The sequence below is a fragment of the Pseudomonas baetica genome (genome assembly GCF_019733355.1).
Lineage (GTDB): Bacteria > Pseudomonadota > Gammaproteobacteria > Pseudomonadales > Pseudomonadaceae > Aquipseudomonas > Aquipseudomonas baetica_A.
In genome coordinates, this window is the sequence record NZ_JAIHLQ010000010.1 from 62,227 (window position 1) to 77,852 (window position 15,626).

At 60.1% G+C, this 15,626-nt stretch carries 20 protein-coding genes; 11 read left to right on the plus strand and 9 right to left on the minus strand.

Going from position 1 to position 15,626, the window contains the following annotated elements; genetic code table 11:
- Window positions 1-122: 122 nt before the first annotated feature.
- The 3 genes from K5E40_RS11505 to K5E40_RS11515 all read left to right on the plus strand — a co-directional run bounded on the left by K5E40_RS11505 (window position 123) and on the right by K5E40_RS11515 (window position 3,947).
- A complete protein-coding gene (locus tag K5E40_RS11505; protein WP_221730833.1) occupies window positions 123-410 on the plus strand; it encodes a hypothetical protein in 288 nt (95 codons plus the stop codon).
- A 253-nt stretch (window positions 411-663) separates the two neighbouring features.
- A complete protein-coding gene (locus K5E40_RS11510) occupies window positions 664-909 on the plus strand; it encodes a TIGR02647 family protein (RefSeq protein ID WP_003229392.1) in 246 nt (81 codons plus the stop codon).
- A gap of 194 nt (window positions 910-1,103) precedes the next feature.
- Window positions 1,104-3,947, plus strand: coding sequence for a class I adenylate cyclase (locus tag K5E40_RS11515; protein WP_221730834.1), 2,844 nt, complete (start codon window positions 1,104-1,106; stop codon window positions 3,945-3,947).
- 7 nt (window positions 3,948-3,954) lie between these two features.
- Here K5E40_RS11515 and rnk read toward each other — a convergent pair whose 3' ends face one another.
- The 3 genes from rnk to cyaY form a co-directional block, all read right to left on the minus strand.
- The gene (rnk, locus tag K5E40_RS11520) at window positions 3,955-4,365 is read right to left on the minus strand and encodes a nucleoside diphosphate kinase regulator (protein ID WP_221730835.1); all 411 of its coding nucleotides are present in this window, start codon (window positions 4,363-4,365) and stop codon (window positions 3,955-3,957) included.
- Window positions 4,366-4,494: 129 nt separating this feature from the next.
- Window positions 4,495-4,716 carry a DUF1289 domain-containing protein gene (locus K5E40_RS11525; protein WP_221730836.1) on the minus strand — a complete coding sequence of 74 codons (222 nt, stop codon included), beginning with the start codon at window positions 4,714-4,716 and terminating at the stop codon, window positions 4,495-4,497.
- Window positions 4,717-4,720: 4 nt separating this feature from the next.
- On the minus strand, window positions 4,721-5,053 hold the full coding sequence (gene cyaY, locus K5E40_RS11530; protein ID WP_077575013.1) for an iron donor protein CyaY: 333 nt from the start codon (window positions 5,051-5,053) through the stop codon (window positions 4,721-4,723).
- A gap of 316 nt (window positions 5,054-5,369) precedes the next feature.
- Between cyaY and lptM the strand changes: the two genes are divergently transcribed.
- The 6 genes from lptM to K5E40_RS11560 are packed head-to-tail and all read left to right on the plus strand — an operon-like array spanning window position 5,370 to window position 9,979.
- Entirely contained in the window at window positions 5,370-5,543 is a 174-nt protein-coding gene (gene lptM / locus K5E40_RS11535) for an LPS translocon maturation chaperone LptM (protein ID WP_007911098.1), read from the plus strand.
- Window positions 5,544-5,552: 9 nt separating this feature from the next.
- Entirely contained in the window at window positions 5,553-6,800 is a 1,248-nt protein-coding gene (lysA, locus tag K5E40_RS11540; protein ID WP_221730837.1) for a diaminopimelate decarboxylase, read from the plus strand.
- A 3-nt stretch (window positions 6,801-6,803) separates the two neighbouring features.
- Window positions 6,804-7,634 carry a diaminopimelate epimerase gene (gene dapF, locus K5E40_RS11545; RefSeq protein WP_221730838.1) on the plus strand — a complete coding sequence of 277 codons (831 nt, stop codon included), beginning with the start codon at window positions 6,804-6,806 and terminating at the stop codon, window positions 7,632-7,634.
- 13 nt (window positions 7,635-7,647) lie between these two features.
- Window positions 7,648-8,373, plus strand: a complete 726-nt coding sequence (locus tag K5E40_RS11550) for a DUF484 family protein (protein ID WP_221730839.1) — start codon at window positions 7,648-7,650, stop codon at window positions 8,371-8,373.
- Between the two features lie 2 nt (window positions 8,374-8,375).
- A complete protein-coding gene (gene xerC, locus K5E40_RS11555; RefSeq protein ID WP_221730840.1) occupies window positions 8,376-9,275 on the plus strand; it encodes a tyrosine recombinase XerC in 900 nt (299 codons plus the stop codon).
- Complete coding sequence (locus K5E40_RS11560; RefSeq protein ID WP_221730841.1) at window positions 9,272-9,979, plus strand: HAD family hydrolase; 708 nt, start codon at window positions 9,272-9,274, stop codon at window positions 9,977-9,979. Before xerC ends, K5E40_RS11560 begins: the two co-directional genes overlap by 4 nt.
- 187 nt (window positions 9,980-10,166) lie before the next feature.
- On the opposite strand, the gene sutA is transcribed toward K5E40_RS11560, so the two are convergent.
- The 4 genes from sutA to glnK form a co-directional block, all read right to left on the minus strand.
- Window positions 10,167-10,493, minus strand: coding sequence for a transcriptional regulator SutA (gene sutA, locus K5E40_RS11565; RefSeq protein WP_116028492.1), 327 nt, complete (start codon window positions 10,491-10,493; stop codon window positions 10,167-10,169).
- A gap of 101 nt (window positions 10,494-10,594) precedes the next feature.
- Entirely contained in the window at window positions 10,595-11,020 is a 426-nt protein-coding gene (locus K5E40_RS11570) for a secondary thiamine-phosphate synthase enzyme YjbQ (protein WP_221730842.1), read from the minus strand.
- Between the two features lie 215 nt (window positions 11,021-11,235).
- A complete protein-coding gene (locus K5E40_RS11575) occupies window positions 11,236-12,573 on the minus strand; it encodes an ammonium transporter (protein ID WP_221730843.1) in 1,338 nt (445 codons plus the stop codon).
- A 36-nt stretch (window positions 12,574-12,609) separates the two neighbouring features.
- Window positions 12,610-12,948, minus strand: coding sequence for a P-II family nitrogen regulator (glnK, locus tag K5E40_RS11580; RefSeq protein ID WP_002555808.1), 339 nt, complete (start codon window positions 12,946-12,948; stop codon window positions 12,610-12,612).
- Window positions 12,949-13,361: 413 nt separating this feature from the next.
- Here glnK and K5E40_RS11585 point away from each other — a divergent pair, with 413 nt between their 5' ends.
- The gene (locus K5E40_RS11585; protein ID WP_007920416.1) at window positions 13,362-13,622 is read left to right on the plus strand and encodes an accessory factor UbiK family protein; all 261 of its coding nucleotides are present in this window, start codon (window positions 13,362-13,364) and stop codon (window positions 13,620-13,622) included.
- A 337-nt stretch (window positions 13,623-13,959) separates the two neighbouring features.
- On the opposite strand, the gene K5E40_RS11590 is transcribed toward K5E40_RS11585, so the two are convergent.
- Window positions 13,960-14,214 carry a hypothetical protein gene (locus K5E40_RS11590; RefSeq protein ID WP_221730844.1) on the minus strand — a complete coding sequence of 85 codons (255 nt, stop codon included), beginning with the start codon at window positions 14,212-14,214 and terminating at the stop codon, window positions 13,960-13,962.
- 85 nt (window positions 14,215-14,299) lie between these two features.
- Here K5E40_RS11590 and K5E40_RS35605 point away from each other — a divergent pair, with 85 nt between their 5' ends.
- Window positions 14,300-14,494 carry a hypothetical protein gene (locus K5E40_RS35605; RefSeq protein WP_221730930.1) on the plus strand — a complete coding sequence of 65 codons (195 nt, stop codon included), beginning with the start codon at window positions 14,300-14,302 and terminating at the stop codon, window positions 14,492-14,494.
- A gap of 10 nt (window positions 14,495-14,504) precedes the next feature.
- Here the strand turns inward: K5E40_RS35605 and K5E40_RS11600 are convergent, their stop codons facing one another.
- The gene (locus tag K5E40_RS11600; protein ID WP_221730845.1) at window positions 14,505-15,626 is read right to left on the minus strand and encodes an aminotransferase class V-fold PLP-dependent enzyme; all 1,122 of its coding nucleotides are present in this window, start codon (window positions 15,624-15,626) and stop codon (window positions 14,505-14,507) included.

Genomic DNA, 15,626 nt, shown 5'->3' on the forward strand with positions numbered 1-15,626 from the left:
ACATAGCCTCCAGGCCGTGCGGGGTGGGCAGTGCCTGTTTATAGATCGCATACGCGATTCCCGCCAGCAGCATCACGCCACTGAATGCGGGTAAACTGGCGACTTTCCTTGAGGAGCCTGCCATGAGCGAGCCGACAGACATCAATAATGACGACGAAGAAGAGTTCACCGAGACCACTCTGATCGACGCCATCGAAAACCAGATCGAAAGCGACAACCCGCCAGCGGCCAAGGCAACCTTCAACAAGCTGACCCTGGTGGGTTACGAGCGTGAGGATATCCTCAACTTGATGGCCCACGTTCTGGCCTACGAAATCGACGCCATGCTCGATGACGACCGTGCCTTCAATACCGAATGGTATGAGACCGCGTTGCGTGCGCTGCCTGAGTTGCCACCCGAAAAGCAATAATCGCCGCTTGCCCTGTGGGGGCCTGCTCGCGAAAAGGCCGAACATTCGAAATATGCGGCGCCTGACGCGCCGCATTCGCGAGCAGGCTCGCTCCCACACAATTTGTCACCCCTCCATCCGGCCTTCTGCCAGCCCCTGACTACACTGGAATTCGCCCCCAGACAAAAACCCTGACGCGCACACTGGACAGTCCGCGCCGGCAGGTTCACCTTAGGGGCGCTGTCGTCCAATTCCTAGAAAGTCTGGAGTCCTTATGTCGCTTACCCCTGAGCTGGTTGCCGAACTGGAAGTCCTCGCACTCTTCAACCTGGACAGTTCCCAGGAAGGTCTGAAAATTCATCAGACCGCTGCCCCGAAACACATCGCCGCTGCCAAACGCCTCTTCGAAAAAGAACTGACCGACCAGCCTGATGGCGGGTATCTGACCAGTCTGGGTCGCGATGCTGCGCAAAACGTGCAAACCGTGCTGACGATTCTGAGAGAGCAAGAAACCGCCTGACCCTCCCCGACTTTGCCCACGGGAACTCCTGCCACGGGATTTCCGCGGGCTCATCCGTTCGCCAGCCGTCACCTCGCGATATAAATCTGACGTCAAAAAACAAATTCAGCTTAAAAGTCCCTCTGCGCAAAGGCTAAACTGCCTCACATTCCGAGACCCTTTACGTCCGAGCCCGCGAGCCGGTTTGAGCTGACATGACGCGCACCCACGAAATCCGCCCCGACCTGGACGAGGGAATTGACCGCAAGGTCCTCAGCCAACTGCGTGCGCGTTTTCTCAAACTCAATGAAGGTCGCCTGGGCCGCGCACTGGAAGGTCTGTCGACGCGCCAGCAAAGCGTGCTGACGCTGTTGCCGCTGTTCTTTCATGTCAATCATCCGCTGCTGCCGGGCTACGTTTCAGGCAGCACGCCGGCGGGCCTGTCCAATTACGAGCCAGACGCCAACGCCCTCGCCGAAGCCCAACGCCTGACCCGATCGTTCTCCTACAAGCCGCGCCACGGCAGTAATCCACCGCGCCCGATTCACGGACTGTTCCTGATGGGCAGCCTCGGCACGCTGGCCCAGGCCGATCAGAGCGATATGGACGTGTGGGTGTGCCACGCGCCGGACCTGAACGAAAGCGAACTCGCCGAGTTGCGCAAAAAATGTCAGTTGCTGGAAACCTGGGCGGCCACTCTGGGCGCCGAGGCGCACTTCTTTCTGATCGATCCGGTCCGCTTCGTCAAAGGCGAGCGCGACACCCAGCTCAGTTCCGAAGACTGCGGCACCACTCAGCACTATCTGCTGCTGGACGAGTTCTATCGCACCGCGATCTGGCTGGCCGGGCGCACGCCAATCTGGTGGCTGGTGCCGGTTTACCAAGAAACAGCCTACGACACTTACACTCACACGCTGATTTCCAAGCGCTTCATCCGCGCCGACGAGACCCTCGACCTCGGACATCTGGCGACAATTCCGCCGGGTGAGTTCATCGGCGCCGGATTGTGGCAACTGTTCAAGGGTATCGAGTCACCCTACAAGTCGGTGCTCAAACTGCTGCTGACCGAGGTCTACGCCAGCGAACACCCAAAGGTGCATTGCCTGAGCCTGCGCTTCAAGCAAGCGGTGTTCGCCAACCGGCTGGACCTGGATGAACTGGACCCGTACATGGTCGTGTATCGGCGCATCGAGGAGTACCTTACCGCCCGCGACGAGCCGGAGCGCCTGGAACTGGTGCGCCGAGCGCTGTACTTGAAGGTCAACCGCAAACTCACCGGCAATAGCCGCACTCAGAGTTGGCAGCGCGCCTTGCTCGAACGTCTGGCCAGCGAGTGGCATTGGGATCAACGGCAACTGGCGCTGCTCGATAGCCGTAGCCAGTGGAAAGTCCGCCAGGTCAGCGCCGAACGCCGGGCGCTGGTCAACGCACTGAATTACAGCTATCGCTTCCTGACCCAGTTCGCCCGCACCGAACAGACTGTCAGCCTGATCAACAAACGTGATCTCAACGTTCTCGGTCGTCGTTTGTATGCAGCCTTCGAGCGCAAGGCCGACAAAGTCGAGTTCATCAACCCCGGCATCGCCCCCGACCTTGCCGAAGACACCCTGACGCTGGTGCAGTCGCCGAACAAAAAAGAGCCAGGGCAACCCCAGTGGGGGTTGTACAACGGCAGCCTCACGGCACTTGAGTGGGAGCACTTCGCGCCGATCAAGCGCAGTCGCCAACTACTCGAACTGCTGACCTGGTGCCACCGCAACGGCGTGATTGACAGCAGTACCCGACTGGCCCTGCACCCGGGCACCAGCGACCTCAGCGAGTTCGAACTGTTCAACCTGCTCGGCAGCCTGCAACAGAGCATCGCCCTACCCTTGCCCACGGTGGCGGAAGAGCCCTTGCTGCGCGCCGCCGTGCCCAGCGAGGTGCTGGTTCTGGTCAATGTCGGCGTCGACCCGCTCAAGCATCACCGTGACCTGAACATCGTGATGACCACCGAGCGCACCGACTCGCTGAGCTACGCCGGAGTACGCGAAAACCTCGTGCTGACCCTCGACCAGGTCACGCTCAATAGCTGGAACGAAGTGCTGGTCAACCGCTTCGACGGCCCTCATGCGTTGCTTGATTGCCTGCGCGACTACCTCAACAACCTGCCTCGCGGGCCGATGCAACCGTCGCTGAAGGTGCGTTGTTTCTGCCACAACCGCGCGCAGTTCATCGCCCGCCGTGTTGAAGAAATCGTCGACACGGCACAGCATCTGTTGCTCAGCGAGTTGAATCACCGCTACCTGATTCAGGTGCAGCAGCACTATCACGTTCTGGAGTTGGTGCCCGGCCAGGTCAACCATGTCGCCCTCGCCACCCTGCCCGCCTTGCTCGACTACCTCGGCGAAGAACAGCCGAGCTACAGTCCGTTGCATCTGGACCCGATGGCGCTCGAGGAACATGACCTGGCGCTGATCCTGCCGATGGGTCAGCCCGAGTGCATTCAGGTGTTCTACCGGATCACCGAGCAACAGGCCGAGTTGTACGTGCTGGATGAGTTCAACGCATTGTGGCAACAACATTTGCCGTATCACGACGAACAGAGTCTGCTGGTGCCGCTGCAACGATTCCTGCAATCGATCCAGTTCCGGCGTGAAGCGGTGCTGCCGATGGATGCCGGCTCCGCTGCCAGCTTCGAGACTTTGTATTACCAGTTATTGCCGTCTGGCCCGGGACGGGCGCGGCGGGTCGAAGCGCGGCCAGCACCGCAGACACCGGTCAACAAACCGTTCTACGACGTGCAGGCGATTGTCGGCAAAGCCGCACCGGGGCAAGTGCAGGTCACGCTGTATTGCAATCAACGGGAATTCAGCGAGCTGGAACATGGCGACCAACTGTTCAGCGTGGTCGCCCGGGAAATCGTCGAACAGCGCCGCGAGACCGAGCGCTATCGCTGCTACATCACCGACCTGGACCTGTCGGGCCTGCTCGGTGATGGGCAAAGTTCAAGCAATCTGTATCTACGCTACAAGGCGGATCTGGAGCGCGCCCTGAACGAGGCGCTCGAACAGGTCTGAGGCAGGCTTATTCGCGGAAATCGCCGCCATTGGCCGGCTGCGATTCGACTTCCAGCAAGGTCAGTTTCAGGGTCTTGCCACCGGGTGCCGGCCAGTCGATGTGCTGACCGACCTTCAGGCCCAGCAGCGCACTGCCAACCGGTGCCAGAATCGAGATCTTGCCTTCATCGGCGTTGGCATCCTTGGGATAGACCAACGTCAGGTGATAATCCTTGCCGCTGCTTTCTTCGCGGCAATGCACGCGGGAGTTCATCGTGACGACATCGGCAGGCACTTCTTCGTGACTGACCAGAGTATCGGCGCGATCCAGTTCGGTTTGCAGCGCGATAACGCCCGGCAGCGTGTCGTCCAGGCTGTCGATCAGGCGCTCCAGACGTTGCACGTCCAGACGAGTAAGGGTGATGGAAGGTGCGGTCATGATCCGAGCAGACTCCTTTCTTCTGCACACAAAAAAAGCAAAACCCCGCCAAAAAAAGACGGGGTTTTCATCAGGCCTCGATGGGTTGAGGCGTGTTCGGACACTATCACAGCTCAAAAAATATACAAGTCACGCCCTTGTGGCGCGGCGTTGCTGTGCCTGCGCGCACATCACCCGCCGCCGCTCATCGTCTGCCGAACGCCACTCGCGAATATCTTCGACATGCCGGAAACAGCCGAGGCAGACCTTTTGCTCGTCCAGCCGGCACACCCCGCTACACGGCGAAGGCACCGCCGGGCTGATGTTGCTGTAGAGCGGCTTGGGCGGACGAACGGGAGCGGTGTCAGTCACGGAATCACAGACCTTCGAAGTCGAATTCAGCACCGGCCTGCTGCTTGACGATGCGCTCGAGCATTTCGCCCAGTTGTTCTTCGCTCTTGTCGCACATCCAGCGTTCGCTTTCTTCGTCGTAGTCAAAGTGGAAACCACCGGACACGGCCGCCAACCATAGCTGTCGCAGCGGCTCCTGACGGCTGAAGATCAGCTGCGAGCCGTTTTCGAACTTGACGGTCAGCACGCCGGCCGAACTTTCCAGATCGATATCCAGGTCACTTTCATCAAAGATGTCTTCCAGTTTTTCCTGGGTTTCATCGACCAGATCGTGGAAACGGGCTTCGGACAAACTCATTGCGGCAACCTCAAAAAATGTCTGATCAGGCTCAAGCGCCGAAAGATACGGACGCCGCCGGCCGATTGCAAAGATTAACGACCAAGCACCTGCCTGCGCCTCCAACACTGCCCCTGTGGGAGCGAGCCTGCTCGCGAAAGCGGTGTTCCAGGCAACGAGCCTGTTGAACTTGCCGGCCCCTTCGCGAGCAGGCTCGCTCCCACAGGGGATGATGCGTATCCGTGGACCCCCGCCGGACGGGAACCCCGTCGCATAGGCAAGCTGCCGGGTGGCCGGTATACTCCGGCGCAATTAACGCATTTTCAAGGATTTCGCCATGAAGCGCCTGATCTCTTCCCTTGCTGCGCTCGTCGCGGTTGCCTGCCTTGTCTCGGCCTGCGGTCAAAAAGGCCCGCTGTACCTGCCGGATGACGATCAGGACCCGGCCGAGCAAGCCCAGTCTTCGCAAAAGCAGCCGTCCAAAGCACACAAGCACGACGTTTACCAATAAGGGATCGCCATGGACGCTTTTAACTACCGTGGCGGGGAGCTGTTCGCGGAAGGTGTGGCGCTGTCCGCCATCGCCGACCGTTTCGGCACGCCCACCTACGTTTATTCGCGCGCACACATCGAAGCCCAGTATCTGGCCTTCGCCGATGCGCTGGCCGGCATGCCGCACCTGGTCTGCTTTGCCGTCAAAGCCAACTCCAACCTCGGCGTTCTGAATGTCCTGGCCCGTCTCGGCGCCGGTTTCGACATCGTTTCGCGTGGGGAACTGGAACGCGTACTCGCCGCTGGCGGCAGCGCCGACAAGATCGTATTCTCCGGCGTTGGCAAAACCCGTGACGACATGCGTCGTGCGCTGGAAGTCGGCGTGCACTGCTTCAACGTCGAATCCACTGACGAACTCGAACGCCTGCAAGTGGTGGCCGCCGAGCTGGGCGTTCGCGCACCGGTTTCGTTGCGTGTGAACCCGGATGTCGACGCCGGCACCCACCCGTACATTTCCACCGGTCTCAAAGAGAACAAGTTCGGCATCGCCATTGCCGACGCCGAAGACGTGTACGTGCGCGCCGCGCACCTGCCGAACCTGGAAGTGATCGGTGTCGATTGCCACATCGGCTCGCAACTGACGACGCTGCCGCCCTTCATCGACGCGCTCGATCGCTTGCTGGCTCTGGTCGACCGTCTCGGCGATTGCGGCATTCACCTGCGCCACATCGATCTCGGTGGTGGTTTGGGTGTGCGTTATCGCGATGAAGAGCCGCCATTGGCCGCTGACTACATCAAAGCCGTGCGCGAGCGTCTGGACGGTCGTGATCTGGCGCTGGTGTTCGAGCCGGGCCGCTTCATCGTCGCCAACGCTGGCGTGCTGCTGACGCAGGTCGAATACCTCAAGCACACCGAACACAAAGACTTCGCCATCGTCGACGCGGCCATGAACGACCTGATCCGCCCGGCGCTGTATCAGGCCTGGATGGACGTCACCGCCGTCAAACCACGCGACACGGCCGCGCGCAAGTACGACATCGTCGGCCCGATCTGCGAAACCGGCGACTTCCTCGCCAAGGACCGTGAGCTCGCGCTGGAAGAAGGCGACTTGCTGGCCGTGCATTCGGCGGGGGCCTACGGCTTCGTGATGAGCTCCAACTACAACACCCGTGGCCGTGCCGCCGAGGTGCTGGTGGACGGTGACAAGGTATTTGAAGTGCGCCGCCGCGAAACCGTGGCCGAGCTGTTTGCCGGCGAAAGCCTGCTGCCGGAGTAACCCATGCTGCTGCGTTTTACCAAAATGCACGGCCTGGGCAATGACTTCATGGTTCTCGACCTGGTCAGCCAGCACGCGCACATTCAGCCCAAGCACGCCAAGCAATGGGGCGACCGGCATACCGGCATCGGTTTCGACCAGTTGCTGATCGTCGAAGCGCCGAGCAATCCGGACGTGGATTTCCGCTACCGGATCTTCAATTCCGATGGCTCCGAAGTTGAGCAGTGCGGCAACGGTGCGCGCTGCTTTGCACGCTTCGTGCTCGACAAGCGTCTGACCGCCAAACGCCAGATCCGCGTCGAGACCAAGGGCGGCATCATCGAACTGGACGTGCGTAACGACGGCCAGATCGGTGTGAACATGGGCGCTCCGCGTCTGGTGCCGGCGGACATTCCGTTCGAAGCCCCGGCGCAGGCTTGCAGCTATCAGCTGGAAGTCGACGGCACCACGGTTGAACTGGCCGCCGTGTCGATGGGCAACCCACACGCCGTGCTGCGTGTGCAGGACATCAACAATGCACCGGTGCATGAACTGGGGCCGAAAATCGAACACCACCCGCGCTTCCCGGCGCGGGTCAATGTCGGCTTCCTCCAGGTCATCGACCGCCACCGCGCACAGTTGCGCGTCTGGGAACGTGGCGCCGGGGAAACCCAGGCCTGCGGCACCGGCGCTTGTGCCGCGGCGGTTGCTGCAATCAGTCAGGGGTGGATGGATTCGCCGCTGTTGATCGACTTGCCCGGCGGGCGTCTGTCCATTGAATGGGCAGGCCCTGGCCAACCGGTGCTGATGACCGGTCCGGCAGTACGTGTATACGAAGGACAAGTGCGTCTTTGAGTGAGCAGAAGCCATGACCGATAAGCCTCAGGTACCCGCCCGACAGTCCGACGAATCAGCGTCCGAGAGCCTGGAGGCGGCAGCGGTTGCCGCATACCTTGAGGCTCATCCGGACTTCTTCGTCGAACACCAAGAACTGCTGCCGGCGATGCGCATTCCCCACCAGCGCGGTGACACCGTGTCGCTGGTCGAACGCCAGATGACCATTCTGCGCGACCGCAACATCGAGATGCGTCATCGCCTTTCGCAACTGATGGACGTCGCCCGCGACAACGATCGCCTGTTCGACAAGACCCGTCGCCTGATCCTCGCCCTGATGGACGCCAGTAGCCTCGAAGACGTGGTCATCTGCGTCGAAGACAGCCTGCGCCAGGACTTTCAGGTGCCTTTTGTCAGCCTCATCCTGCTTGGCGACAACCCGGCCCCGGTCGGCCGCTGGGTCAGCCACGCCGATGCACAAACCGCCATCGGAGGCCTGCTCACCGAAGGCAAAAGTGTCAGCGGCACCCTGCGTGAGCATGAGCTGGACTTCCTGTTTGGCGAAGAACAGCGCAAGCAGATCGGCTCCACCGCCGTGGTCGCCGTCAGCCATCAAGGTATCCACGGGATTCTGGCCATCGCCAGCCGCGACCCGCAACATTACAAGAGTTCGGTCGGCACGCTGTTCTTAAGCTACATCGCCGAAGTCATGGGCCGCGTGCTGCCACGGGTCAACAGCTCCCTGCGCTCGGTACGCTGAACATGGAACGACAACTGGACGCTTACTGCGAACATCTGCGCAGTGAGCGGCAGGTGTCGCCGCACACGCTGTCGGCCTACCGCCGCGACCTCGATAAAGTCCTCGGCTGGTGCATCAAGCAGAACATCGGCAGTTGGGCCGCGCTGGACATCCAGCGTCTGCGCAGCCTGGTCGCTCGCCTGCATTCACAGGGCCAGTCTTCGCGCAGTCTCGCCCGCTTGTTGTCGGCAGTGCGTGGGCTCTATCACTATCTCAATCGCGAAGGTCTATGCGACCACGATCCGGCCACCGGGCTGGCGCCGCCGAAAGGCGAACGCCGCCTGCCGAAAACCCTCGACACCGACCGCGCACTGCAACTGCTTGAAGGTGCGGTCGAGGATGATTTTCTAGCGCGGCGTGATCAGGCGATTCTGGAGTTGTTCTATTCCTCCGGTCTGCGCCTTTCCGAGCTGACCGGGCTCAATCTCGATCAACTCGACCTCGCCGACGGCATGGTGCAAGTGCTCGGCAAGGGCAGCAAAACGCGGCTGCTACCGGTCGGTAAAAAGGCCCGTGAAGCCCTCGAACACTGGCTGCCGCTGCGCGCCATGACCCACCCGGCGGACGACGCGGTCTTTGTCAGCCAGCAAGGCCGGCGCCTTGGCCCGCGAGCGATTCAGGTGCGGGTCAAACTCGCCGGCGAGCGCGAACTGGGGCAGAACCTGCATCCGCACATGCTGCGGCACTCCTTCGCCAGCCACTTGCTGGAATCCTCGCAGGATCTGCGCGCGGTGCAGGAACTGCTCGGCCACTCGGACATCAAGACCACGCAGATCTACACCCATCTGGACTTCCAGCACCTGGCGGCGGTCTACGACAGTGCCCATCCACGGGCCAAACGCATGAAAGGCGATGATTCATGAGCATTCAGTTGATCACCTTCGACCTCGACGACACCCTGTGGGACACCGCCCCGGTGATCGTCAGCGCCGAAGCAGTATTACGCGAATGGTTGAGCGAACACGCACCGAATCTGGGCGCGCTGCCGGTGGAACACTTGTGGTCGATCCGCGAGCGGGTGCTGGCCAATGAACCGGGCCTCAAACACCGCATCAGCGCGCTGCGTCGGCGGGTGCTGTTCCATGCCCTGGAAGAAGCGGGATACGCCCACGGCGAAGCCTCGGATCTGGCGGACAAGAGTTTTGAAGTGTTTCTGCATGCGCGGCATCAGATCGAAGTGTTTCCCGAGGTCGAGCCGGTGCTGGAGATTCTCGCCAACCATTACGCCCTCGGCGTGGTCACCAATGGCAATGCCGATGTGCGTCGTTTAGGGCTGGCGGATTATTTCAAGTTCGCGCTGTGCGCCGAGGACATCGGCATTGCCAAACCGGATGCGCGGCTGTTTCACGAAGCCTTGCAGCGCGGTGGCGTGAGCGCTGATATGGCCGTACACATTGGCGATCATCCAGGCGACGACATCGCCGGGGCGCAGCAAGCGGGATTACGCGCGGTATGGTTCAACCCAACGGGCAAAGTCTGGGAGGCGGATCGCCTGCCGGATGCCGAAATTCGCAGCCTGACTGATTTGCCGGCGGTGCTGGCACGCTGGAATGCTTCCTCAAATTGACACACCCCCTGTGGGAGCGGGCTTGCTCGCGAAGAGGTCGTGTCAGTCGACATATCAGTTGAATGACACACCGCATTCGCGAGCAAGCCCGCTACCACCAGGGATAGCGGCGCACCCAAAAACTTTAATCCAGGCATGAAAAAGCCCGCAGCGACGGCGGGCTTTTTCAGCAAGCAAGCGGCACGCCTCAGATAGGGCGGCTACCGTACTTGTTGTCCGGCTTCTTCGGCGGATCGGCGACCACATTGGCCTCCACTTCCTGCACTTTTCCGCCGCGCGACAGGAACTCTTCCATGGCCTTGGCCAGGGCGTCGCGCTCCTTGTTCTTGGCTTCAATGCTCGGCAACTCGTCAACCGACACCGCAGCCTTGGCTTTGCCTTTGGCAGCCGGGGCCGGCGCATCGTCACCGCCATCGTCGTCAGCAACGTCTTCCGCTGCTGCTTCCAGGCCTTCCTCGGCCTCGTCTTCGTCGCCTACTTCGAGGTCGTCGTTTTCCAGATCATCGTCGCTCATGTTCTACCTCATGACTTGCGAAAAGCAGATTAGTTATAGACCAGCTTTGGCAACTGTCGAAAGTCGCCGTTAAAAAATCATTCACCGCTGCTGATCAGCGGCTATGCCCCTTCACCGTGCAAGGTGGCAAGGACTTTACGGGCACCGCCATGATCACGGTGCTCGCCCAGATAAACGCCTTGCCAGGTGCCCAGTGCCAGTCGACCTGCCGAAACCGGCAGACTGATCTGGCAACCCAACACGCTGGCCTTGAAGTGCGCCGGGAGGTCGTCCAGGCCTTCGTCGTTATGCTCATAGCCGTCTGTTCCTTGTGGGATCAGACGATTGAAAAATCGTTCGAAGTCGCGACGGACCGCCGGATCGGCGTTCTCGTTGATGGTCAACGACGCCGAGGTATGTTGCAGCCACAGATGCAAAAGACCGACCCGGCACGCCTTGAGTTCAGGCAGGCCATTGATCAACTCGTCCGTTACCAGATGAAAGCCCCGGGGTCGCGCCCGCAGGGTTATCAGAGTCTGCTGCCACATACAGTTCTCCGCACGTTCGGGGCGCATTCTAGCGCGCTCTGGGAAAAAACAAAGGCCCTAATATTCCTGCAATGGTGTAAGCCATTGCCCGCAGAAAAACACCCTTCATAAACACGACAAAAGCCGTACGAAAAATCCTTTCAGCTTGTCCTTCAATGACAAATCCCAGACAAAAAAATGCCCGGCGAACCGGGCAAGTTTTTTAGTGCGCGTACTTACAGGTTGTAGCCGCGTTCGTTGTGTTGTGCCAGATCCAGGCCCACCGACTCTTCTTCGTCGGTCACACGCAGACCCATCACGGCGTCCAGTACCTTGAGGATGATGTAAGTGACGATCGCGGTGTAGATCACCGTGAAGCCGACGCCTTTGCACTGAATCCATACTTGAGCGGCGATGTCGGTGACGGTGCCGAAGCCACCCAGCGACGGTGCAGCGAACACACCGGTGAGGATCGCGCCGAGAATACCGCCGATACCGTGTACGCCGAACGCATCCAGGGAGTCGTCATAACCGAGTTTGCGTTTCAGAGTGGTGGCGCAGAAGAAGCACACCACACCCGCCGCCAGACCAATGACCAGTGCGCCCATCGGGCCCACGGTGCCGGCAGCCGGAGTGATCGCAACCAGACCGGCCACCACACCCGAGGCAATGCCCAATGCGCTAGGTTTGCCGTGGGTGATCCACTCGGCGAACATCCAGCCCAGCGCCGCCGCCGCAGTAGCGATCTGAGTGACCAGCATCGCCATACCGGCGGTGCCGTTGGCCGCCGCAGCGGAACCAGCGTTGAAGCCGAACCAGCCGAACCACAGCATCGCCGCGCCCATCAGGGTGTAACCGAGGTTGTGCGGAGCCATCGGAGTGGTCGGGAAGCCTTTGCGCTTGCCCAGCACCAGGCACGCCACAAGACCTGCGATACCGGCGTTGATGTGCACAACGGTGCCGCCAGCGAAGTCGAGCACACCCCAGTCCCACAGCAGGCCGCCGTTACCGGACCAGACCATGTGTGCGATCGGCGCATAAACGAGGGTGAACCACACGCCCATGAAGATCAGCATCGCGGAGAACTTCATCCGCTCGGCGAACGCACCGACGATCAGCGCTGGGGTGATGATTGCGAAGGTCATCTGGAAGGTGATGAACACCGCCTCAGGGAACAGCGCGGCCGGGCCGGTCAGGCTGTCAGGCGTAACGCCTGCGAGGAACGCTTTGCCCATGCCGCCGAAGAACGAGTTGAAGTTGACGACGCCCTGCTCCATGCCGGTGGTGTCGAACGCAATGCTGTAGCCATAAATGACCCACAGGATGCTGATCAGACCGGTAATGGCGAAGCACTGCATCATCACGGAAAGAATGTTTTTGGAGCGAACCATGCCGCCGTAGAACAGCGCCAGGCCCGGGATGGTCATGAACAGCACGAGGGCTGTCGAGGTGAGCATCCAGGCAGTGTCGCCGGAATTGAGGACTGGGGCCGCCACTTCGTCTGCCGCCATTGCAAGGCTTGGCATTACGATGGACAACAGGGCTCCTAGCCCTGCGAATTTACGCAGAGTCATATTGTTTTCTCCTGGGGCGTTGGGGTTTGTGGCGGCTTAAATCGCGTCGGTATCGGTTTCGCCGGTACGGATACGAATCGCCTGTTCCAGATTGACCACGAAGATCTTGCCGTCACCTATCTTGCCGGTGTTGGCCGCCTTGGTTATCGCCTCGATAACGCGATCCAGATCCTTGTCGTCGATGGCCACGTCGATTTTCACCTTGGGCAGAAAATCGACCACATATTCCGCGCCGCGATACAGCTCGGTGTGACCCTTCTGCCGGCCGAAGCCTTTGACTTCAGTAACGGTAATGCCCTGCACGCCGATTTCGGACAGCGACTCGCGCACGTCGTCCAACTTGAACGGCTTGATGATGGCAGTGACTAGCTTCATGAAACTTTCTCCCGAATTGGTGGACTTGCCCCAGGAAAACAAACCCGACTCAAGTCTAAGCGCAGTGCCTGGCTTTGTAACGCATCGTCGGCCTTACCTGCCCGACTGACGCCAGCTAACCGCTGCTGACGAAACTCCCCGCTCCGCCTGCCGCACTGCATTCGTCACAGCGACTGCATCAGTGCATGGGTCACAGGTCACTAAGCAGAAACCTTGCCATCTCGCCAAAACCCACTGATTTCAATCGCTTGGCCGCTGTCGCAAGCACCTTCGTGCAAAAGGCCATGCGGATACGCACAATAACAGTGCGTCGCCATCTATCCCCTTGCGCGAAAAGCGTGCATCCCTACCTGCGAGATTGACTATAGACACTGCGTGATACACTGCCGGCCATTGTTTTCAGGACATTCACCATGCTCGCGCCCAAAGACTTCCTCGACGCCCTGAGCGGCACCGCCTCCCGCCTGTTCAGCGGCGACACCCCGCTGCCGAAAGCCGAAATCGAAAGCCAGTTCAAGATGCTGTTGCAAAGTGCCTTCAGCAAACTCGATCTGGTCAGCCGTGAAGAGTTTGATAGTCAGATGGTGGTGCTGGCCCGCACTCGCGCTCGCCTCGAGAGCCTCGAAGCGAAGGTGGCCGAGATGGAAGCGAAGCTGACACCGCCCGCCGAATAAGCCCGCAATTCACTGTAGGAGCGAGCCTGCTCGCGATTGAAGGTCGGCACGACCTTCAGATTCACCTGTAGGAGCTGTCGAAAGCTGCGATCTTTTGATCTTCAGCCCTTCAATCATCTCGGCAACGTCCTACAACCTGAGTGACCGCCGTCCGATTGCGTCGAAAAGCCCCGGTTCCTAAGCTCACCCGATGCTGAATGTTCAGCACCGGGTTTGGCGACCTGGAAAGCTTAAGGCGCACGACTACCATCTGATGGCGGCAAGATGTACCGCCTCATCGAGTTATGGCGGTTGTGCGTGGGAGATCTTCGGGTCTGCCGGGTTCCTTTTGCTCCGGTTAACCCGCGTACAACTGCCACCCGATCGTTTGGCGACGTGGCCCCTCTTGAGCGGGTTCAGATATCGTCACATCAAACGGACGCACTTTGATCTGGCTGTCGAACCAAACCGACCAGCGCTCGTGGGCCTCTTTTGGTCTATCTGGTGCCAGTAAAAACTCATCCCTCTCTCTTGAACGAGGCAACTTGTTTAGATAGGTTTTGATTGAATGCTCGCGAATAACCGAAAGATCGGCCTGCTTTACAATGGCCATTGCCTTCTGCGCAAAGGCTCTTCGATCAGCCGCTACGTAGCGTCCTTTATCAAAGCCTAAATTTTGTCTCAGCAGCTCGCGGTAGATGAGCGTAAGCAGGGCTGTTGCACAGCGTCAGGATCGCTTGTCGTTCGCTCTCGCTCAACGCATTGCGCGGCGTGGGTCGTACCGTGGTGGTTCGGGCAACAGTGGCGCAGAGCAGCGGGTCACGCGCAAGAGCATCGTGACCGCGCGGCATCAGCAAAGCGCCTTTGACGGCTACACCATCGCCGCGCAGTGAGTGGCCGCAGCTAAAGACTCCGCAGGATCACCAGAGCCTGTTCAATCTGGGCGAGGGTGATGTGCCGGCTCACTGAGGCACGCACGAAGTGCGTGACGCCCAAGTCCTTGAGCAGCAAAGGGGTATGGGCGGCGGTGCCCGCCCATAGGTTGAGCCCCAGCTCGCGGGCCTGGCGGACAAATGCCTGGGCCGGCATGTTGTGCGGCACGAAAGAGGCAATCCCGGTCTGTTCGAACTGGTCACACATAAGCGTTAACTTCGGCAGACGCCGCAACTCCTGCACCAACAGCGCATAGGGCTCCGTGCTCATCTGCCCGCCGCCCACCTGCACGTACTCCTGCAACGCTGTGTGCAACCCCACCAGCGCCGAAAAGCTCTTTTCAGCGATCTCCAGCACCCGCGCGCCGGACATTTCCACCCGGTTGACCTGGCCATCCGTGCTGGCGGCGTGCAAATCGGCAAAATTCAGCTGCAACTGGCCAAATAGGCGGGGCGACACGTAGGCAATCCCACTGCCACGGGGCCCGCAGAGAAACTTGCGGCCCGCGCCCGTCAATAGATCACAGCGGATTTCACGCACATCCAGCGGCAACTGCCCCAATGACTGGCACCCATCCACCACATACAGCGCGTTCGAACCCTTGAGCAGCGCACCCAGCGCTTCTACTGGATTGATTACCCCACAGCACGAGGGCAAGTGCGACACGCTGACTAGAAACACATCATCATCCAAATGACGCTGCACCCATTCCAGGTCCAGCGGACTGGTGGCCGTGGTCGGGATCACTTCGACACGAATTTCGCGCGATAGCTTGAGGTAGTTGAAAAAGATCAGGTTTGCCGCGTACTCCGAGGTCGATACCCACACCCGCTTACCTCGGGGAAAATGCAGTTTGCTGAGGATGCTGGTCCAAGCTTCGGTGGCACTGCTGAAAAAGCCAATCTGCGAAGGCTGTGCGTTCAACAACCCGGCCGCCACCCGGTACAGGTCGACGTTGAGCAACTCTTCGTAGGCCAGCTCGGTTTCATAGCTACCCATTTGCGCTTCAATGGCGGTAAAACGCTGGATCGCATTCAGAGTGGCCGAAGACATCAGGCCCGCACCAGCAGTGTTCAAATGCACCACATTCAT